Annotated in this window: 21 protein-coding genes; 19 read left to right on the forward strand and 2 right to left on the reverse strand. The window is 49.2% G+C overall.

Going from position 1 to position 20909, the window contains the following annotated elements; translation table 11 throughout:
• Nucleotides 1-289: 289 nt before the first annotated feature.
• From FGB90_RS01750 to FGB90_RS01805, 12 genes are all read left to right on the forward strand, one after another.
• Complete coding sequence (locus FGB90_RS01750; protein ID WP_138808850.1) at nt 290-598, forward strand: EthD family reductase; 309 nt, start codon at nt 290-292, stop codon at nt 596-598.
• A complete protein-coding gene (locus tag FGB90_RS01755) occupies nt 588-1364 on the forward strand; it encodes an enoyl-CoA hydratase/isomerase family protein (RefSeq protein WP_138808851.1) in 777 nt (258 codons plus the stop codon). The genes FGB90_RS01750 and FGB90_RS01755 overlap by 11 nt, the downstream gene beginning before the upstream one ends.
• A gap of 14 nt (nt 1365-1378) precedes the next feature.
• Nucleotides 1379-2152, forward strand: coding sequence for an enoyl-CoA hydratase-related protein (locus tag FGB90_RS01760; RefSeq protein ID WP_138808852.1), 774 nt, complete (start codon nt 1379-1381; stop codon nt 2150-2152).
• An 85-nt stretch (nt 2153-2237) separates the two neighbouring features.
• Nucleotides 2238-3716, forward strand: coding sequence for an aldehyde dehydrogenase family protein (locus FGB90_RS01765; RefSeq protein ID WP_138809935.1), 1479 nt, complete (start codon nt 2238-2240; stop codon nt 3714-3716).
• Nucleotides 3717-3834: 118 nt separating this feature from the next.
• Complete coding sequence (locus FGB90_RS01770) at nt 3835-4722, forward strand: 3-hydroxyacyl-CoA dehydrogenase (RefSeq protein WP_138808853.1); 888 nt, start codon at nt 3835-3837, stop codon at nt 4720-4722.
• A complete protein-coding gene (locus FGB90_RS01775) occupies nt 4719-5921 on the forward strand; it encodes a thiolase family protein (protein ID WP_138808854.1) in 1203 nt (400 codons plus the stop codon). Before FGB90_RS01770 ends, FGB90_RS01775 begins: the two co-directional genes overlap by 4 nt.
• Before the next feature lie 118 nt (nt 5922-6039).
• Nucleotides 6040-6933, forward strand: coding sequence for a phenylacetic acid degradation operon negative regulatory protein PaaX (paaX, locus tag FGB90_RS01780; protein ID WP_171051663.1), 894 nt, complete (start codon nt 6040-6042; stop codon nt 6931-6933).
• A 177-nt stretch (nt 6934-7110) separates the two neighbouring features.
• Nucleotides 7111-7668 (forward strand): methyltransferase family protein, encoded by a 558-nt coding sequence (locus tag FGB90_RS01785; protein ID WP_138808855.1) that lies wholly within the window; start codon nt 7111-7113, stop codon nt 7666-7668.
• Nucleotides 7669-7894: 226 nt separating this feature from the next.
• Nucleotides 7895-9394, forward strand: coding sequence for a phytoene desaturase family protein (locus FGB90_RS01790; RefSeq protein WP_138808856.1), 1500 nt, complete (start codon nt 7895-7897; stop codon nt 9392-9394).
• 192 nt (nt 9395-9586) lie between these two features.
• A complete protein-coding gene (locus FGB90_RS01795; RefSeq protein WP_138808857.1) occupies nt 9587-9925 on the forward strand; it encodes a PadR family transcriptional regulator in 339 nt (112 codons plus the stop codon).
• A complete protein-coding gene (locus FGB90_RS01800; protein ID WP_138808858.1) occupies nt 9922-10554 on the forward strand; it encodes a DUF1129 family protein in 633 nt (210 codons plus the stop codon). The genes FGB90_RS01795 and FGB90_RS01800 overlap by 4 nt, the downstream gene beginning before the upstream one ends.
• A gap of 167 nt (nt 10555-10721) precedes the next feature.
• A complete protein-coding gene (locus FGB90_RS01805; RefSeq protein ID WP_138808859.1) occupies nt 10722-11558 on the forward strand; it encodes an SDR family NAD(P)-dependent oxidoreductase in 837 nt (278 codons plus the stop codon).
• 301 nt (nt 11559-11859) lie between these two features.
• On the opposite strand, the gene FGB90_RS01810 is transcribed toward FGB90_RS01805, so the two are convergent.
• Nucleotides 11860-12369 carry a gamma carbonic anhydrase family protein gene (locus FGB90_RS01810; RefSeq protein ID WP_138808860.1) on the reverse strand — a complete coding sequence of 170 codons (510 nt, stop codon included), beginning with the start codon at nt 12367-12369 and terminating at the stop codon, nt 11860-11862.
• Between the two features lie 62 nt (nt 12370-12431).
• Here FGB90_RS01810 and FGB90_RS01815 point away from each other — a divergent pair, with 62 nt between their 5' ends.
• From FGB90_RS01815 to FGB90_RS01845, 7 genes are all read left to right on the forward strand, one after another.
• Entirely contained in the window at nt 12432-13409 is a 978-nt protein-coding gene (locus FGB90_RS01815; RefSeq protein ID WP_138808861.1) for an NAD(P)H-dependent flavin oxidoreductase, read from the forward strand.
• A gap of 163 nt (nt 13410-13572) precedes the next feature.
• Nucleotides 13573-13977, forward strand: coding sequence for a thioesterase family protein (locus tag FGB90_RS01820; protein WP_138808862.1), 405 nt, complete (start codon nt 13573-13575; stop codon nt 13975-13977).
• 35 nt (nt 13978-14012) lie between these two features.
• Nucleotides 14013-15119, forward strand: coding sequence for a Leu/Phe/Val dehydrogenase (locus FGB90_RS01825; RefSeq protein WP_138808863.1), 1107 nt, complete (start codon nt 14013-14015; stop codon nt 15117-15119).
• 24 nt (nt 15120-15143) lie between these two features.
• Nucleotides 15144-16208: a pyruvate dehydrogenase (acetyl-transferring) E1 component subunit alpha gene (gene pdhA / locus FGB90_RS01830; protein ID WP_138808864.1), complete on the forward strand. Its 1065-nt coding sequence runs from the start codon at nt 15144-15146 to the stop codon at nt 16206-16208.
• Nucleotides 16205-17206 (forward strand): alpha-ketoacid dehydrogenase subunit beta, encoded by a 1002-nt coding sequence (locus FGB90_RS01835; protein WP_138808865.1) that lies wholly within the window; start codon nt 16205-16207, stop codon nt 17204-17206. Before pdhA ends, FGB90_RS01835 begins: the two co-directional genes overlap by 4 nt.
• 15 nt (nt 17207-17221) lie before the next feature.
• Nucleotides 17222-18481 (forward strand): dihydrolipoamide acetyltransferase family protein, encoded by a 1260-nt coding sequence (locus tag FGB90_RS01840; RefSeq protein WP_138808866.1) that lies wholly within the window; start codon nt 17222-17224, stop codon nt 18479-18481.
• Nucleotides 18482-19909 carry a dihydrolipoyl dehydrogenase family protein gene (locus FGB90_RS01845; RefSeq protein WP_138808867.1) on the forward strand — a complete coding sequence of 476 codons (1428 nt, stop codon included), beginning with the start codon at nt 18482-18484 and terminating at the stop codon, nt 19907-19909.
• 171 nt (nt 19910-20080) lie between these two features.
• Here FGB90_RS01845 and FGB90_RS01850 read toward each other — a convergent pair whose 3' ends face one another.
• Nucleotides 20081-20737: a hypothetical protein gene (locus FGB90_RS01850; protein WP_138808868.1), complete on the reverse strand. Its 657-nt coding sequence runs from the start codon at nt 20735-20737 to the stop codon at nt 20081-20083.
• Nucleotides 20738-20909: the final 172 nt, after the last annotated feature.

Raw genomic sequence — 20909 nt, forward strand, 5'->3', positions numbered from 1 at the left:
GCAGGAATTCTCCCGAGGAGGCTGAAGCGATGCCCGCGGAAAGCGTCCGCCTGCAGCGGAATAAAACAACAATCTTTCCGAAAACAGCCTTTTCATTAGGGGAGAAATATTCTTGTGATTACGAGCGGAGCTCCACGCCGGGAGCGAGACTCCTGCGGCAGCAGGGGCCAGGGGGGAGACCCCACAGTCGAAGCCGAGGAGGCTCCCCGGACCGCCGCGGAAAGCGAGCGTACGGCGTGAAGCAGAGCAATAAATGAATAAACTTATTCCCAGGAGAGGATGAACAATCATGGTAAAACTTATTGCACTTTACAGACAGCCCGAAGACAAGGAAGCATTTGACGAGCATTACTTTAACACCCACACTCCAATAACAAAGGAAATTCCGGGACTCAGAAAAATGAAAGTTACAAAAGTAGTCGGCTCCCCAATGGGAGAAAGCGAATACCACCTAATGTGTGAAATGTACTATGACGACCACGAAGCATTGAAAAAAGCAATGAAAACAGATGAAGCAAAAGCAAGCGGAAAGGACCTGATGGGCTTTGCAGGAAACCTGGTCACTCTCATGATCGGGGAAGAGCTTGATGAAGAGTAGGGAAACGATCAGATACTGGACAGACGGAGCGGTGGGCGTCATCCAGCTTCATCGGCCGGAGGTGTATAACGCATTAAACCGGCAGATGGTGGACGAAGTGGTTGAACAGCTGTTTCAGTTTGACCGGGACGAGTCGATAAGAGTTATGGTTCTTACAGGTGACGAGCGGGCGTTTGCAGCCGGCGCCGACATTGAGGAAATGGCCAACGATGATGCAGTGAGCCTTGAACTTTTAAATCAGTTTGCTCAGTGGGACAGACTGTCCTACTTGAAAAAGCCGCTGATCGGGGCTGCAAACGGCTTTGTGTTTGGCGGGGGATTTGAACTGGCACTCAACTGTGACCTTCTGTTTGCCTCGGAAACGGCGGATTTCCGCTTTCCCGAAGTGAACCTCGCCGTGATGCCGGGTGCAGGCGGCACCCAGCGGCTTACAAAACTGATGGGTAAAACAAAAGCACTGGAGTATCTTTGGACAGGTGACCCGATTCCGCCCAAGGAAGCCCTGCATAATGGCATTGTTAACCGGCTGATCGCTCCTGAACTTGTCATGGAGGAAACGATGAAATTTGCCCGCCGTCTTGCCGCTCAGCCGCCTCTTTCCCTGCGTCTTATTAAGGAAGCTGCCAACAAAGCAGTGGATCATCCGCTCCAGGAAGGAATGGAACTGGAACGGAAAAACTTCTACCTTCTGTTTTCATCTGCTGATCAGAAAGAAGGCATGCAGGCGTTTCTCGAAAAACGTAAACCGCGGTTTACAGGAAAGTAGAGAGGAGAAAATACATGTTTGAAACAATTGAGTATCAGGTTGAAAACCATGTTGCCTGGATCACGCTGAACCGCCCGGACAAGCTGAACGCCTTTACTGAAACGATGAACAGAGAAGTCACGAAGGCGCTGAAGCTGATCCGAAAAGACGATGATATCCGCTGTGTTGTCATTACCGGGAGCGGCCGTGCATTTTCGGCAGGGGAGGATCTCGCAGGAGTAAACGAGGAAACCGATCATGCAGAATTTCTCCGCAAAAGGTATAACCCGATGATCAGGGAGATGGCAGCTCTTGAAAAGCCGATTGTTGCAGCAGTTAACGGAGTGGCAGCCGGCGCCGGTATGAGTGTGGCCCTGGCATCTGATTTCCGGATTGCATCGGAAAAAGCAAGCTTTGTGGAAGCTTTTATCCATATAGGGCTTGTACCGGATTCGGGGAACCTCTTTTATCTTCCGCGTCTCGTCGGTCACGCAAAAGCGATGGAACTGGCCGTACTGGGTGAAAAAATCAAGGCGGCGGAGGCAAAGGAAATCGGTCTTGTTACTGCTGTTTATCCTGAAGGTTCGTACCACGATGAAGTGAAGCAGTTTGCTGAAAGGCTTGCTTCGATGCCGACCAAGGCTGTAGGACTTATTAAGCGATACTTATACAAAAGCTGGGACCATGATTTAAACGATATGCTTGAATATGAAGCATATGCCCAGCGGACGGCAGGGCTGACAAAGGACCATAAAGAAGGAATGACCGCCTTTTTCGCCAAGCGCACACCGGAATATTCTGGAAAATAACATAACGGCATCAGCCGTAATCCATTACCTGGAGGGATCGATTGTGGTAAAAAGTGTAGAAGAGAAAACAATTGGCAGTGAAACGATGAAGCGTGACATGTACCAGATGATTATTAACGGAGAGTCTACGGACAGTACGTCCAAGGAGACATTTGTCACGTATAATCCCGCAACAGGCAAGCCTCTTGCCGAAGTAACGAAGGCAGGCACAGAAGATGTGGACCGGGCGGTTGCTGCTGCCAGACAGGCTTTTGATCATGGGAAGTGGAAGCGCTTCCCGGCGGGGAAACGGGCACGTGTACTGAATAAGATTGCCGGAATTATGCGTTCCCGGTTTAATGAACTGGTGGAACTTGAGGTGCTTAACAGCGGTAAGAGCCTCGGTGCTGCCCAGGGACAGGTGATGGCTTCGATCGAGGTGTTCGAATTCTACGCAGGTGCCATCAGTACAAATACAGGATCAGTTAACAATGTGCCGGGCGGTTTTCTGAATTACACCCAGAAAGAACCGATTGGTGTGGCCGCACAGATTATTCCGTGGAACTATCCGTTCATGATGGCTTCATGGAAAGTGGCTCCCGCTATTGCAACAGGATGTTCCATCGTACTGAAACCTGCAAGCCTGACACCACTCACAGCTATTATTCTCACTGAAATCTGCCATGAAGCAGGTGTCCCTGAAGGTGTTGTAAACGTCATTACCGGGCCGGGATCGACCGTAGGTTCTGCTCTCATCGACCACGACGGTGTGGACAAAGTTGCATTCACAGGTGAAACAAAGACAGGGAAAGACATTATGGCGAAAGCTTCTGAATCACTGAAACGGGTGACTCTCGAGCTTGGCGGAAAATCTCCGAGTCTCGTTTTTGAAGACGCAGACCTGGATGCAGCCGTAGACGGCAGCCTGTTCGGAATTTTCAACAACACAGGTCAGTCCTGTGAAGCCCGTTCCCGCCTGTTTGTTCACGAAGACATCTATGATGAATTCATGGAGAAGTTCACGGAAAAAACGAAAAAGCTTCAGGTCGGAAACCCTCTGGACAAAGGGACACACCTCGGGTCCATTATCAGCCAGGATCAGGTTGATGTGATTGACGGGTACGTTCAGCGTGCTGTTAAGGACGGTGCCAAAGTCGTAACCGGTGGAGAGCAGATCAGACCTGATGGCCACGAAGAAGGATTCTGGTACGCGCCGACGATCGTTACCAATGTCACAAACGACATGGAAATTGCACAGGAGGAAATCTTCGGTCCGGTCGTTGTTGTAATGCCGTTCAAGGATGAAAAAGAGGGTCTGGCAATGGCGAATGATTCCAAATACGGCCTTGCTGCGGCTGTCTGGACGAAGGACCACGGGCGCGCCACCAGAGTAGCAGGCGGTCTTCAGGCCGGTACGGTTATGGTAAACTGTCCGATCTCTGTGTTTGCAGGTACGCCATTCGGCGGATACAAACAGTCCGGGATCGGACGGGAAGTATGCGCGGAAACTCTTGACCTTTACATGGAAACGAAAAGCGTACTTTCCTACTCCGGCAAGCGTCATCTCAACCTGTTCGGACTGTAGGTTCTAAAGGTTAAGGGAAACTTTTTGTTCTTTACTCACTGAAAAACATTTTTGGGGGCGCTAGGTACAGCGCTCCCCTTTTTTCATCATCGTTCAGAAAAAAATACAGGAGGCCCGTATGAATACATTGAATAATCCGGTAAATACAATAGCTGTGATCGGTTCCGGCGTGATGGGACGCGGAATTGCCTATGTGAGTGCCGCGGCAGGTTTTCAGACCATTCTGGTGGATATTAATGTGCGTGCACTTGAAGGGGCGGAAAGTGAAATTGACCGAACGTTCCACAAAGGAGTAGAGCGGGGGAAGCTTACCTCTGAACAGGCATCTGAAGCAAAAGGAAGACTGCTTTTTTCAAGCTCCATGGAAGAAGGTGCCCGGCAGGCTGATCTTATAATAGAAGCAGTTCCAGAGGATATTGCAATCAAGCAGCAGGTTTTTGTGGAACTTGACAGGTGTGCACCAAAGGAGTGTCTTTTTGCAACCAACACGTCTACAATGAGCCCCACAGAGATTGGTTCTTTCACTTCCCGTCCTGAACAGACGATTGCCATGCATTTCTTTAACCCGGTTCATAAAATGCCTCTGGTTGAGATAGTAAGAGGTCTGGAGACCAGTGACAGTACGGCGGAGGCGGCAGACTGGACAGCCGGCAGGATGGGGAAGGAAACCGTTGTGGTTAACGAGTTCCCGGGCTTTGTAACAAGCCGGATCAGTGCGCTTGTGGGCAATGAGGCGTTCTATATGCTTCAGGAAGGAGTAGGCTCAGCTGAAGAAATTGACCGTGCCATCAAACTGGGGCTGAACTATCCGATGGGACCATTTGAACTCGGGGATCTCGTAGGTCTGGATACTCGCCTGAACAATCTGAACTACCTTCATAAAACTCTTGGGGAAAAATACCGTCCGTGTCCGCTTCTGGTGAAGTATGTAAAGGCAGGAAGGCTCGGCAGAAAATCCGGAAAAGGGGTTTTTGATTATACCGCACACAGGGAGGAAGTAAGATGAGCAGACCTGTAATTGTTGATGCCGTAAGAACACCGATCGGACGGTATAAAGGTGGGCTGAAGTCGGTACGGCCGGATGATCTCGGGGCCGTTGTCATCAGGGCGCTTCTGGAGCGGAATCCGGCTCTTGACCCTGCTGATATTGAAGAAGTCGTCATGGGGAATGCCAATGGTGCAGGGGAGGACAACCGGAATGTGGCCCGTATGTCAGCACTTCTTGCTGGACTTCCAGTTGAAGCGGCAGCAACGACAGTCAACCGCCTGTGCGGGTCAGGTCTTGATGCAGCTGTTTACGCCTTCCGTGCTGTGCTGGCAGGAGAAGGGGATGTGTTTATAGCAGGAGGAACCGAGAGTATGACACGGGCCCCTCTTGTCATGGCGAAACCCGAGAGGGAGTTTCCAAGAGGTGATACCACTCTCCATGACACAACGATCGGGTGGCGTTTTGTAAATAAGAAGCTGAAAGAGATGTATGGAACCGATTCTATGCCTCAGACCGCCGATAATGTAGCGGAGAGATTTAACGTTTCACGGGAAGACCAGGATGCCTTTGCCTATCAGAGTCAGATGAAAGCCAAGGAAGCGGTGGAATCGGGAAGATTTGCCGATGAACTGGTGCCCGTCTCCTGGACAGACCGGAAAGGAAACATGGTTACTGTGGAAGCGGACGAGCATCCGCGGCCGGAAGTGACGCCGGATAAGCTTGCGACACTCCCTCCTCTGTTTGAAGGGGGCTCAGTAACTGCCGGGAATGCCTCGGGAGTGAATGATGGTGCCTCGGCACTCCTGATCATGAGCAGCGATAAAGCAGCAGCTCTTGGACTTGAACCACTTGCGGAATATGTGACGTCAGCTGCAGCTGGGACCGAGCCGGCGATTATGGGGACCGGGCCGATTCACTCCACACGGAAGGCTTTTGAAAGAGCGGGTCTTAACGCAGGGGATATTGGTCTGACAGAGCTGAATGAAGCTTTTGCCTCGCAGTCCATCGAATGTATAAGGCAGCTGGATCTCTCTCCTGATACAGTGAATGTGAATGGAGGTGCCATCGCATTCGGCCACCCTCTTGGAGCAAGCGGTGCCCGCATACTGACTACGCTCGTACACGAAATGAAACGCAGGGATGTTCATCACGGCCTTGCAACGATGTGCGTAGGTGTGGGGCAGGGAATCAGTCTCATTGTCAAAAAGCCGCAGTAACGCAGGACGGGTATTACGTAATTTTCGCCGGACGTTAAATTTACATCCTTTATTTATTCGTCTATAATTGTGGGATACCAGAGGGAGTCTTTACCGGAAAGAGAGAAGGTTTTGAACAATGGAAGAAAGTCTGAATACAAGATCAATGATTTTTACACTGTACGGGGATTATATCCGTCACTATGGAAATGAAATCTGGATTGGTAGTCTGATTCAGCTTCTGAAGGAATTCGGTCATAATGAACAGTCGATTCGCGCTGCAATCTCGCGAATGAATAAACAGGGTTGGGTTCAATCGAGAAAGGAAGGGAATAAAAGCTTTTACTTTCTAACGGACCGGGGAATCAGCCGGATGAATGAAGCAGCGGAGCGGATTTTCAAACTCAGAAACGGGAGCTGGGACGGGAAATGGCGTATGCTCATGTACACGATCCCCGAATCGAGGCGAAACCTCAGGGATGAGCTGCGTAAAGAGCTTGTCTGGAGCGGATTCGGAACCCTTTCAAACAGCTGCTGGATCAGTCCCAATCCACTTGAGAAACAGGTGGGCGACCTTATTGCAAAGTATGGAATAGAAGAGTACGTCCATTTCTTCGTTTCAGAACATAAGGGACCGCGTACGAGCAGGGATGTTGTGGCCGAGAGCTGGAACCTGAATGAGATTAATGAAAAATACCAGGCATTTATCTCCAGGTACAGTCAAAAGTTCATCATCGATAAGAATAAGATTGAAAAAGGACATATGACCGACGGGGAATGTTTTGTGGAAAGAACGAAGCTCGTCCATGAATACCGCAAATTTCTTTTTGTGGACCCCGGTCTTCCTGATGAACTGCTTCCTGATCAGTGGCTTGGCGTTTATGCAGCAGCTCTTTTCAGCGACTATTACCGTGCACTCGCTGAACCTGCAAGCAGGTTTTTTGAATCTGTATTTAAAGAGGCTAATGAAATTACAAAGCGAAGCCGTGAATACAATGCATTCAGCCATCCTTTAATGGCAAATGAAAAGTAAACGGATTACTGGAGACCGTCCCGGGAGACACCACCTTCCGCGGCGGTCTCCTTTTTTTCGTACTGACACTCAAAGGAGGATTCGCACCCGGCGCCGGAGAAAGATAAACAGGGTTACATCTATTCTGGAAAGGGTATCCAATATAAGTGGTGAAAGTATAGGGGGAGGGATCGTGACTTGTGGTGGGATCTTCTGTTTTTCCTTATTACAGCAGTCTGGCTGATGGAGTTTGTTCTGTTCAGGGACCGTAAGCCGAAAGAAGGGACGAAACGGGAGAAACAATCGTTCGTCTGGATCGCGGCTGCTGTATCCGGCTCTGTGATTATTTCAGTTACAAGCCGTGAACTGGTTTTTTTCCGTCTTCAGGAGCATGGAACCCTCCTGATGTCCGGGCTTCTTCTCTACAGTTGGGGAGTCGCACTCAGGTATTGGGGGATTCTTAAGCTCGGAAGAATGTTCTCCCGGGATGTAGCGGTGGAATCAGCAGTGGACCTTGTGAGCTCCGGTCCCTACCGGACCCTCAGACATCCTCTGTACACTGCGCTTCTTTTCTGTACAGCCGGAATAGCTCTTTACATGGGGAGCGCAGCCGGACTGGCAGCTGTAATCGTCTTTGTACTGCCTGCACTGCTCATACGGATGAAGCTGGAAGAGCGAATGCTTACAGATGCTCTTGGCGAAGGATACCAGACATGGTGTTCCTCACGATATCGCTTTATTCCTTATGTTTATTAAAAATGTGTATACCTTTCAGTCAGTAAACCTCTGGTCTCGCGCAGCTGAACGCCAGCAGCGAGACTCCGGCGGCATGGGGCCTGGCGAGACCCCGCAGGGCAAAGCCCGTGGAGGCTTGCCGGCACCGCCGCGGAAAGCGAGCGGATGGCGTTCAGCTCAACCTTAGGAACCAAAGACTGACGTAAGGGGATATTCACATTATTAAATCTTCAGAGGAGGAACGTGGATGGGAAAAAAACGGGTAGCTGTAATTGGAGGAGGACTCGGGGGATTGTCTGCCGCGATCAGTCTTGCCTCGGATGGACACGAGGTAAAGGTTCTGGAAAAAAATGAACGTGCCGGAGGAAAGCTGAACCAGCGATCCGGTAAGGGGTATACGTTTGATACCGGCCCATCCATCCTGACGATGCCGTGGGTTCTGGAAAAGCTGTTCAAAAGTGCCGGAAGAGACCTCTCGGACTATATGACAATCACCCGGATTGAACCCGGATGGCGCTGCTTTTTTGAAGACGGGACCTGTATGGACATGGTGGCAGACATTCCGCAGATGCTCCATGAACTGAAGCAGGTAAACCCGGCTGATGCCAGAAAATATTTCGATTATCTGCAATATACACAGGATCTGTACGAGCTCTGCAGAAAGAGCTTTTATAAAGAAAGTATTTCCGGCCTTTCGGAGCTGCGTCAGCTTCATTCCCTTAAGGAACTGCTCGGCTTTGATCCGATGAGGACAGTGGCAGACGGAACGGGAAGATATTTTAAAGACAAACGGATTCAGCAGATGTTTAATTTCCTTGCTATGTACGTGGGTTCGTCTCCTTACCATGCACCGGCTGTGCTTTCTCAGCTCGCCTATGTACAGCTTGGTATCGGTGTTCATTATGTGGAAGGCGGTATGTACAATATAGCCCGCGGCATGCTGAAACTGCTTGATGAACTTGGAGCCGAAGTAGTTACAGATGCAGAAGTGACCGGTATTGTGACGGAAGGAAACAGGGCATCAGGGGTGGAACTGGCAGACGGTACAGTTGAAGAGGCCGATCTTATTGTTTCCAACCTGGAAGTGATTCCTGCCTATGAATCACTGGTTGAGCCTTCGGTTTCTGTGAAAAGAGCAGCAGAGCTGGAGAAGGACTTTATCCCATCGGTATCCGGTCTTGTTCTTCTGCTCGGTGTAAATAGAAAGTATCCGCAGCTGGCTCATCATAACTTTTTCTTTGCAGAAGATATGGAAAACGAATTCCGCCAGATATATGACGATGGCGTTCCGGCAGATGATCCGACGGTCTACATAGGCGTATCGGCAAAGTCAGACTCATCCCAGGCGCCTGAAGGTAAAGAGAACCTGTTCGTGCTGACTCATGTGCCGCCACTGAAAAAGGGCGAATCGTGGGAAGAATACCGGGAATCATACCGGGAAAAAGTCATTGCCAAACTGGAGAGGCAGGGACTGACGGGGCTCCGTGAGGCAATTGAGTTTGAGTATCAGTTTATCCCTGATGACCTTCAGAGTCTCTACGGGGCGAATGGTGGGTCCATTTACGGTGTAGCAGCAGATAAGAAGAAAAACGGAGGGTTTAAAATCCCGAGCAGAAGTGACCTTTACGACAACCTTTATTTTGTTGGCGGTTCCACTCATCCCGGGGGCGGTGTGCCGATGGTAACACTGTCAGGCCAGCTCACAGCCGATTTAATCAAAAAGAACCTTGCAGAAGTAAACGTATAGCATGAGGCCATTGAGCTGACCGGTACATCCTCCCGGTCGGCTTTTTTATGCCGTAAATCCGGGAAATAATGATTGACGGAAAATTCAGTGCTGTGATAACGTATCAATCAGGCGGTATTTTGTTTTACAAGATACCTCCTTTTTTGTTCCACTATCTTGTTATACATAATACTGAAAAAGGGGGCAGGTTTCATGTTTTCAAAAAGTCAGCTTTTAAAAGGTATACTGGAAGGCTGTATTCTTGCCCTGATTCACAGGAAACCCGCCTACGGATACGAACTAAGCGTGCTTCTAAGCAGAAAGGGACTGGGGGAAATCAGTGAAGGGTCCATATACCCGGTTCTTCTCAGACTTCAGAAAGAGGAACTGATTAAAGGGAAAATGGTTCCTTCCCAAAGCGGCCCGAGCCGGAAATATTATGAGCTTACAGAAAAGGGGGGGCGTGCGCTTGAGGCGTTCAAAGAGGAGTGGTGTGAGCTTGAAAAGGCCGTCACGGCAATTCTGGAATCGGAAAGGGAGAAAGCACAATGACAGGTTATGAACTGCATAAACAGAACCGCGAACGGGCGAAAGACCTTACCGGTAAACACAGGGATTTTTATAATGAACTGAATGTCTATATAAACGCAGGCGACGCAGATGAACGGGCTGCACAGGAAATGTTCAGCGAAATTCTTGACCATCTCTTTGAAGCCCAGAAAGAAGGGAAGAGCCCGCAGGCCCTTTACGGAAAGAGCCCGAAAGAATACGCGGCTGAGCTCGCCGCACAGCTTCCGAAACAGACTATGAAAACGCAGGTGCTATCATTTACTTATCTTTCATTTTTTGCGGCGGGGGTCCTGCTCGCCTTCGACGGGGTCATGAAACTGTTTCTGCCGAACACTTTTAACACAACGTTTCTTCTTTTTGTTCCTGTTTTGCTTGTTGGAGGTTTTGTGACGCTGCTGACACTTCGGCTGATGAAATACAGTGCATTTACAAGGTTTAAAATTCCCTGGCTGGCGATGATCCCGCAGGCAGCGTATATGATTCTTCTAATCTGGCTGCTGCTCGAATACAGGGACCTGTTTGCATACGATCCGCCATGGTACATTTATCTCGTTACAGCCGCAGCCTGCGCCGGAGCAGGTCTGGCCGCCAAAGCACGAATGCCATACTGATCGGGCAGTCACATTGAGAACACGGTGAACTGCAATGGAAAGGCCAATAAGGAAATAATAGGAACAGTAAGGAAATATATAAAACAGTCAGCAACAGAGCGCCACCGGAAAGCTGCCCTGCAGGATAAAGAACCGTCAAGCACTGACCCCGGAAAGGAGCCTTTCCCATGAACGATAAAACAGTACTCATCACCGGCACATCGAGTGGCTTTGGAATGGAGACAGCTCTGCTGCTTGCCGAAGATGGATACACCGTTATTGCAACGATGAGAAAAAAAGTAAACGGTACGCGGCTCCGGCAACGGGCCAGGAAAGCCGGGATTGAAAAACGAATTACAGTTATGGAACTGGATGTGAACGTCCACGAACAGATCGAAAAAGTCCGCAACGAAGTCCTGGAGCGGTTTGGGGCACCTGATGTGCTGATAAATAACGCCGGCTACAGCCTGGGAGGGATCACAGAAACCCTTACCTGTAATGACTGGGAACAGCAGATCGGAACAAATGTGCTTGGGGTCGCATGTGTGACAGGAGCCTTTCTTCCCTCCATGCAGAAAAAAGGCGGAGGGAAAATTATTAATCTCGGCAGTATCAGCGGCCGGTTCGGTTTTCCTGCACTGGGTCCTTACGTCACTTCAAAGCATGCTCTTTCCGGCTACAGTGAATCACTGCGGCTTGAACTTCTTTCACAGAACATTTACGTCTCACTCATCGAAGCGGGTTCCTATAAGACAGCAATCTGGGAAAAGGGGATGAAACAGGCAAAAATGGATGTGCCAGAGGATTATGAGCCTGTACTCAAATCCATGTACAGTCTCGCGGAGCACTCGTCCAAAACGGCAGCCGATCCCGGCGATGTGGCAAAGCTCATTGGAAAAATCTGCAGAACAGAAAAACCACGGTTCCGTTACCAGACTGGAAAAGGAGTGCGGACGCTTATTGCACTTAAGGCGCTGCTCCCGTGGCCGGTGATCGAGTGGTTTATAAAAAGAAAAATGAAATAAAAAACAGCTGACCCCGGTAACTGCCCAGAGGATCAGCTGTAAGATTCCTGGTGTGATCGCATAAACTGCTGCTTTTTAAAAATAATTACGGAGCGAAGGGCTGCGACTCCAGCAACGAGCCTTTACTCCTTGAGCAATCTTCGAGTTGCTTGGACGGAGCCGGATCGGAGCTTAACTGGCAGAGGAAGAAGCAGGAATTTGCCCTGGCTGATTGTGATGCCCGCGGAAAACGTCCGCATGCAGCGGAATAAAACAACTATCTTTCCGAAAAAAACTTAACAAAAAGAGCGAACTGAAAATTCTAAAGCTGTTCTTTAAATTCCTTCGCCTTCTGACGATATGTATCGATTGTGAGGCGGATCAGTTCATAGTCTGCATCTGTCAGTTCACGCACGACTTTTCCGGGTGACCCGAGAACGAGAGAGCGTGGCGGGATTTTTTTTCCGGACGGGATAAATGTATTGGCTCCGATGAGAGACCATTCTCCGATTTCGGTCCCATCCAGAATGGTGGCACCCATGCCGACAAGGGCTCCCTGGCGGATCGTACAGCCGTGAAGAATGACGTTGTGACCAATGGAAACTTCGTCTTCAAGCACGAGAGGGTACTTATCGAAGAGATGAAGAGTGGAGTTATCCTGAACATTGCATTTTTTACCGATGCGGATCGGGGCTTCGTCCCCTCTTAACACTGCGTTAAACCATATGCTGGATTCCTCTCCGATCGCAACATCACCAATAATGTGGGCGCCGGGAGCCACAAAAACACTTTCGTGCACTTCCGGGCTTTTACCGTTATAAGGATAGATCATAGAAACGCCTCCTGTTTTTATGGTAGACTCAAGTATAACATTTTTTTCACGGAGGGAGAAAAATGAGTAGAGTAAATGGTCTGTTACATATAAAATACCCATTCATACAAGGGGGAATGGGAAATATCAGCCACGCGGAGCTTACAGCTGCCGTTTCGAATGCAGGAGGCCTTGGAACGCTGGGAGCAGGAACCATGACGCCTGAAGCAGTAAAAGAACATATTCGGAAAATAAAAGAAATGACAGACTGTCCTTTTGCTGTGAATCTTCCTATTCGCGTACATCCGCAGGCGAAGGAAATAGCTGATTTAATCATAGATTTGAAGGTTCCGGCAGTAAGTCTTTCCGCAGGAAATCCGAAACCGCTGATCCCGATGTTTAAGGAAGCGGGTATCAAAGTGATTACAGTTGCAGCTTCCGTAAAGCAGGCAGTGAAAGCGGAAGAGGCAGGAGCGGATCTGATCGTTGCAGAAGGCTATGAAGCAGCAGGAATCAATTCTGTCCACGAAACCACAACGATGACACTCATTCCCCAGATAGCCGACCACGTATCCGTCCCCCTGATTGCAGCAGGAGGAATAGGAGATGGAAGAGGCGTGGCAGCTGCTTTGTGCCTTGGAGCAGAGGGGGTGCAGATGGGCACGAGATTAATAGCGACGAAAGAGGCGCTCGTTCATGCAGAATATAAAAAGCGGCTTCTTGAAAGCGATGATACGGGTACTGTTGTCACAGGAAGGGCGTTCGGAAAGGTTCGCAGGCTGCTGAAAACACCATACGCCGAAAAGCTGATTGCCAGCGAGCAGGCGGGAGTATCCGGAGAGGAGTATGACTCTATGACGGATGAAAGACGGCACGTAGCAGGAGCGATTGATGGGAAGCTTGGGGAAGGTCACCTGAATGGAGGACAGATCGCAGGTCTTGTAAAATCAATTCCTTCGGTTGAGGATCTTTTTCAGCAGATGGTTTCTGATGCAGAAACCGCAATGATGCGGACAGGTTCCGCTTTAAAGCTTAAAAGCGGAAAGGTCCGGGACAGATAATACACTTGCAGCCCAGGTTTAAGACACCCGATTCGCGGGTGTCTTTTTTTGTGTGATATTTTTGTTTATACAAATCTGAAAATTATGAAATGTAATTGACCAATCTATAACGCAATGTTATTCTATCGTTATAGATACGTCATTAAACTGGAGGTGCTGTGAGTTGAAACCAGGGATGGAAATCGGTCAGAAAGCCGTTATCGATATTCATGTGACACCGGATATGTACGCTCAGTTCGAAGGGCAGATTGTTCACCCTGCCTATTCTACTGTTTCGATGGTCTATCATATGGAATGGTGTGCCAGACAGATTATCCTGCCGTACATAGAAGAACACGAGGAAGGGATCGGGGCGGATGTTAAAGTCCGGCATATAAGCCCGGTACCGGCAGGGGAAGAGCTTCAGGCCGAAGCAACCCTGACAGAGCTTAAGGGGAATAAAATTGTGTGCGAACTCGAAATTACGCATCATGGAACTCTCGTCGGAAAAGGAGAAGTCACGCAGTTTATTCTGCAGAAGGAACAGATTTCAGCCAGCATAGAGCAGGCAAAAACCGCACAGAAATGAAAGCGTTTACGCCTGCTGCCAGGAGGGAGTAAAGGATGCTATCTTTTGAACGAATCAGTGATCATGAACAGGTTGTATTCTGCAACGACGAAGACACGGGTCTGAAAGCGATTATCGCAATTCACAACACCACTCTGGGACCGGCGCTCGGAGGCTGCCGGATGCGGCCATACCGGAACGTGGATGAAGCACTTGAGGACGTACTGAGACTTTCCAGGGGGATGACCTACAAGTGTGCAGCTGCCGACGTGGACTTTGGAGGAGGAAAAGCCGTTATCATTGGAGATCCGGAAACAGACCGTTCACCTGAGCTTTTCCGTGCATTCGGCCAGTTTGTGGAATCTCTTAACGGAAGATTTTACACGGGTACGGATATGGGAACGACCCCGGACGATTTTGTCCATGCACGTAAGGAAACGAACTGCATTGTCGGTGTTCCGGAGGCTTATGGCGGGAGCGGGGACTCTTCTGTCCCTACCTCTCTCGGAGTGGTATACGGATTGAAGGCAACCTCGAAAATGCTTTACGGTACCGAATCTCTTTCCGGTAAGCGTTATGCCATTCAGGGGCTGGGCAAAGTAGGGTTTAAAGTGGCTGAAACGCTCCTTTCCGAAGGAGCCGAGATCTATGTTTCCGATATTAATCAGGAGGCGCTTGTGAATATTTCCCTGAGGGCTGAACAGCTTGGGGGTAAGGTTCATATCGTTGAAGGTTCTGAGATCTACAGCGTAGAGGCTGATATATTTATTCCCTGCGCACTCGGGGGCATTCTGAACGATGAAACCATCGGGAGGTTTAAGTTTGAGGCAGTTGTCGGTTCAGCAAACAATCAGCTTCTTGAACCCCGCCATGCGGATCTGCTGAAAGAAAAGGGGATCCTGTACGGCCCGGACTATATTGTCAACAGCGGCGGACTGATCCAGGTGGCGGATGAACTGTACGGGCCGAACAAGGAACGGGTTCTCAGGGGAACAAAAGCGATCTATGAGACTCTGACAGAGATTTATCTCCAGTCGGATCTCAAGAATATTTCCACTGAAGCAGCAGCAAGTGCGTTTTGCGAAGACCGGATTGAAAGCAGGAAAAAACGAAACAGCTTCTTTTCTCATAAAAAACGGCTCAAATGGCAGGTGCGCTGCTGATTTGGGTAATGGAGGGACTGCATAATGGAAAAAGAATTTCCGATCAGACAGGTTCTTGATGGTGAGGGCAATATCACAGATGACAGCTATGACCTGAGTGAGGAACTTGTTAAAGATTTATACGGGAAGATGCTCCGGGCCCGGACTCTTGATAAGAAAAGTGTGAATCTCCAGCGTCAGGGCCGAATCGGCACCTATGCTCCTTTCGAAGGACAGGAGGCTTCCCAGGTAGGAAGTGCAAGTGCGCTGGGTGAAGGAGACTGGATGTTTCCAACATACCGGGATCATGGGGCCACACTCACGTTCGGCCACTCAGTGACTACGATCATGCTGTACTGGAAAGGCCGTGTGGAAGGCTGTGTACCGCCTGAAGGCAAAAATATCTTTCCTCCTGCGGTGCCGATTGCCACTCAGCTTCCTCACGCAACAGGTGCAGCCATGGCCGAGAAAAGGAAAGGCACAGACCGTGTGTCAATAGCCTATTTCGGTGATGGAGCCACAAGTGAAGGGGATTTTCACGAAGGACTGAATTTCGCCAGTGTCTTTAAAGCTCCTGTGGTCTTTTTTAATCAGAATAACGGCTATGCCATCAGTGTTCCAATTGAAAAGCAGATGAATTCCAAAACCATTGCGCAGAAATCACTGGCGTACGATATGGATGGAGTCCGGGTAGATGGAAACGATGTACTGGCTGTCTACTTTGAGACGAAAAAAGCAGTGGAAAAGGCCAGACGGGGAGAAGGACCGACATTAATTGAAGCTGTAACGTGGCGTTACGGCGCTCATACAACAGCCGATGATCCGACAAAATACCGGGACCAGCAGGTAAGCGAAGAAAAAAGAAATAAAATTGATCCCCTTCTCCGGCTGGAACGGTACATGGAAAAACAGGGCTTTTTCGATGAACAGTGGAAACAGGACGTTACTGCGCAGTGTGACCGTGAAATTGAACAGGCGGTAGAGGAAATGGAAGCATTTCCTGACGCAGATATAAACGATATGTTCGGCCATGTATTTAAAGAACCGGTCTGGACGATTGAAAAACAGCGCGAAGACTATCTAACCTTTAAACGGGGGGAAACCGTATGAAGACAGCAGCTGAAATAAAAACAAATAAACTGACGCTCGTTCAGGCTGTCACCGACGGACTGAGAACGATGCTGAAAGAGCACGAGGAAGTTCTTGTGCTTGGCGAGGACGTGGGACAGAACGGCGGTGTTTTCCGTGCTACAGACGGGCTTGCGGCAGAATTTGGCGAGGACCGGGTTATGGATACCCCCCTTGCTGAAGCAGGAATTGTCGGCACGTCAATAGGACTTGCTATTAACGGATTCCGTCCGGTTGCCGAAATGCAGTTTCTTGGCTTTGTGTATCCTGCCTATGAGCAGATCATGACACACGCTTCGAGGATCAGAAGCCGTACACTCAGCCGCTACAGCGTGCCGATGGTAATCCGCGCACCATACGGAGGCGGCATCCGCGCCCCGGAAATACATTCGGACAGCTGTGAATCCCTTTTTACCCATATGCCCGGGATGAAGGTTGTAGTGCCATCGAATCCTTATGATGCCAAGGGCCTGCTCATCGCAGCCATTGAAGACCCGGATCCGGTACTGTTTATGGAGCCGATGCGGAGCTACCGGGCCTTTAAAGATGACGTACCTGAGGAAAAATACACGGTCGAACTTGGAAAAGGAGCAAAACTCACTGAGGGGGAAGACGTTACCGTTATTGCATGGGGTAATATGGTCGCAACAGCACAGAAGGCCGTTGAGAAAATGGAAGCCGAAGGAATTTCCTGCGAACTTCTGGATCTTCGCACCCTTTATCCTCTTGATAAGGACCTGATTGCTGAGTCCGTGCAGAAAACGGGGAGAGCCGTCATTGTCCATGAAGCTCCCGAAACAGGTGGAGTCGGAAACGATGTTCTTTCGGTTATTAATGAGGAAGCGTTCCTTTATCTAAGGGCTCCTGTCAGTAAAGTGGCCGGTTTTGATACTCCGTTTCCGTTTTTCTCCCTTGAAGAGGAGTACCTGCCTACACCGGAGCGCATCGTTCACGCCATAAAAAAATCAGTAACTTTTTAGGAGGAGGGATCAGCCATGGTTGAAGTAAAGCTGCATGATGTCGGTGAAGGGATGACCGAAGGGGAAATTTCCCAGTTCCTTGTAAATGTCGGAGACAGTGTTTCTGTTGACCAGCCTCTGGTGGAAGTTCAGACGGATAAAGTTTCAGCAGAGCTTCCCTCCCCCGTGGCAGGAACGGTTAAGGAAATTAAAGCAGAAGTGGGAGAGGTCGTCAGTGTCGGGACAACGGTGATTGTACTGGAAAAGGCCGGCAGCACTTCCGGTACTGAGGTGAAAAAGAGCGAGCCGCAGGCAAAAGCTGAAAAATCGGGGGAACAGACAACGTTCAAAATGCGGATCGACAAAAACCGCAGTGCCCCGAGTACAAACAGAGTACTGGCCACCCCTTATACAAGGAGACTGGCACTTGAAAACAGCATTGATATTGAAGAGGTGAAAGGGACTGGTCCTGCCGGAAGAGTAACAGATGATGATGTACTGGCGTTCCGGGACTCCGGAGGCTTGTCCGATCAGCCCGCACCGTATTCTTCCGTGGAAGATAAATCCAGGGAGGCCGTTCAGACGGCTGAAGCCACCCTGGAAGAATCCGAAATGATTCCCTACCGGGGTCGAAGAAAGCAGATCGGGAAGAAAATGACGCACTCTCTCAAGACGATTCCCCACGTGACACACTTTGATGAAGTGGATCTGACCAATCTGATTGCACTCAGGGAGGAAATCAAGGAAGAGGAAGGAAGTGCGCCTGGAGCTGCCGCATTTTTTGCAAAAGCACTTGCAATGGCACTGAAAGATTATCCTGTTTTTAACGCTATACTTCACGAGGATAAAGAGCAGATCGAACTGAAAAAAACGTATAACATTGGTTTTGCCGCTGATACGGAAGAAGGGCTGATCGTTCCGGTTGTTCACGGTACGGAACGTCTATCCATTTCCCGTCTTGACAGTGAAATCAAGCGTGTAATGAAAATGGCAAAGGAAAACAGCCTGACTAAGAAAGAATTAACAGGGGGAACGTTTACGGTCAGTAATGTAGGCCCGCTTGGAAGTACAGGCGCCACACCGGTCATTAACGAACCGGAAACAGCACTGATTGCGTTTCATAAAACGAAGAAAATGCCTGTCGTCAGAAATGATGAAATTGTTATCCGGTCCATGATGAACCTGTCCATGAGCTTTGATCACCGTGTTGCTGATGGCGCAACTGCAGTGGCCTTTACAAACCGTTTTGCAGGTTTAATTGAAAACCCTGCTAAAATGATGCTGGAGATGGTATAGATGGTAGTCGGCGAACTCGTACAGGAACGTGACCTGATTGTGATTGGAGGGGGTCCTGCAGGTTATTCGGCTGCGATCCGTGCAGCCGGGGCCGGGATGGATGTCGTCCTTGTGGAGAAGAAGAACCTCGGGGGTGTGTGTCTGAACGAGGGCTGTATACCCTCCAAAGTGTTTACCCATAGTTCTTCTGCATACGCAGGTGTAAAAAAAGCGTCCCAATTTGGTGTTGAGGCGCAGGAAATAACTTTTAACACCGGCAAAATGCTTGAATGGCGGGACCATGTGGTTGAAGGACTTAAAAAGGGTGTGGAAAGCCTCTGTAAAGCACACAAAATTGAAGTGATCGAAGGGGAAGCTTCGTTTCTTTCCGATGACAGAATTGGTGTGGAGCATGGGCACCAGTTTGATACGTATCGTTTTAAGCAGGCTGTGGTAGCTGTTGGAAGCCGGACGGAGCTGCCTGTCTGGGCTGAAGGTGAATATGTGCTTGACGGAAAAACAGTCTTCGGCCTGAAAGAGGTCCCCGAACACCTTATCGTCTGCGGATCTGACTATATTGCCCTTGAAGCAGCTTTCGGGTATCGGGCACTGGGCTCGAAGGTTACCTTTCTTGCTGACAGGGATACTTTCGGGTTCGATGAATCCATTGAAAAAGAACTTCAGAGAATCATGAAAAAAAGAAAAATCAAGTTTGTTAAAGAAGCCCGCATGATTGGTACGGAGCAGCATGACGGACGTGTTCAGGTTACTTTTGAAACCGGAAAAGGAAGGGAAGAGGCAGAGGGATCCCATCTCTATGTAAGCGGTGTTCAGCGTCCGCTTACGGAAAACCTCGGTCTGGACCGTGCCGGTGTAAACGTCCTGGAGTCAGGCCACATTGAGGTCGACAGCCGCTGCAGAACCAATGTACCGAACCTGTTTGCTGCAGGTGATATTACCCCGGGGCCGGCACTGGCCGTAAAAGCACTCAAACAGGGTAAAACAGCAGCGGATAATGCCTGTGGAACCCCGGCTGAATGTAATCTTGCATTAATTCCGAAGGTCGTCCATTCCGACCCTCCTGTCGCCAGTGCAGGGTTAACGGAAGCGGAAGCGAGAGAGCAGGGCTACAGCGTTAAAGTGAGTGAAGCAGCAGCTGCAGGAAACGGTTTTGCCGGACTCTCAGGGGAGAAGGAAGGGAAAACAAAGATTGTGGCATGCAGTGAAACTGATCTTCTTCTCGGTTTTCACAGTATCGGTGCAGGGGCTGTGGAGCTGATTTCCAGTGGAATCACAGCACTTGAGCTCGTCGCCCGGGATGAAGACCTGGCGGCTCCATACTACCCGCATCCAAGCCTGAATGAAAATTGGCTTGAAGCAGCGGAAGGGCTCAACGGAAAAGCTCTTCACGCACCACCTGCACGTGAGAAGGCAGGGACAGTTAAATAGTAAGAGGATAATAAAAAACGCCCCGGAAATTTCCGGAGGCGTTTTTTCTGCGAATGTCATTGGTTCAGTGCAGTATTGCGGAAGTTTATACGAAGGCTTTTTCATGCAGTGGAAAACTCAGGACAAAAAAACCAATGCCTCAGCAGTATGCAGATGGCATCAGTTTTATAATCAGTTATTTAGGTGTTTGCTGTAATTTGTTTCGATATACCGAAGAAGTGTGCCCATGATTGGATGTTTGTCTTCATCGGGAATTGGTACCTTGTTATCGAAATAGTAAGCTTCCCCGCTGTCGAGAAGCCGGAATTCGGAGCCTGCCAGCTCCTCCAGCTTTACGCCGAGCTCTTTCGGAAAGACAGCTGAACCCGTAACTTCTTTATAATAATCGGTAATTGAAATCGTGACATCGGAATCATCGTGATTTGAACGCAGTTCAAATAAATCATGCGGCTGTTTAGTAATATATGTTCCTTTGGAGAAGATCGTAACTCCGGAATTTTCCATAGCCGAAATCGCATCCAGATTTATGCCGTAAATAGCCAGAACAACTTCACGCATTTCAGGGCCAAACCCCTTTGTACGGCCGTGGGCATCGAAATAATAATCCATAACTTCCGCTTTGGGAAGGTTCATAATTTCTTCATCATATGCACGGTTATGTTTGCTGCCGCCCAGGCTTTTCCTGACCTGCTCCATAACCGGTTCAGGATATGTCTGTAGGAGTTCTTCCTCCGTCTTTGAAGCAGTGGCAAAATTACCGAAATGTGCAGCGGCTGCTGCAAAAAGCAGGATTGCACTCATAAAAACTATGAATTTTGTATTATTCATTCTACTGCCTCCTATTCAATTCTGTTAACAATAGTGAACATTTGGTCCCTTCAAAAACAGAGAATTTACTAAACTACCCCGCTTTTGCCAGAATTCAGCTAATTCCTCTGACTTTTATCTTATATTTTTTTTATATATAAAACAACTTTTGTACCTGTGAAATGATTTTATG

Origin of the sequence: Alteribacter natronophilus, from assembly GCF_006007885.1 — a bacterium.
In the GTDB taxonomy this organism is placed as follows: domain Bacteria; phylum Bacillota; class Bacilli; order Bacillales; family Salisediminibacteriaceae; genus Alteribacter; species Alteribacter natronophilus.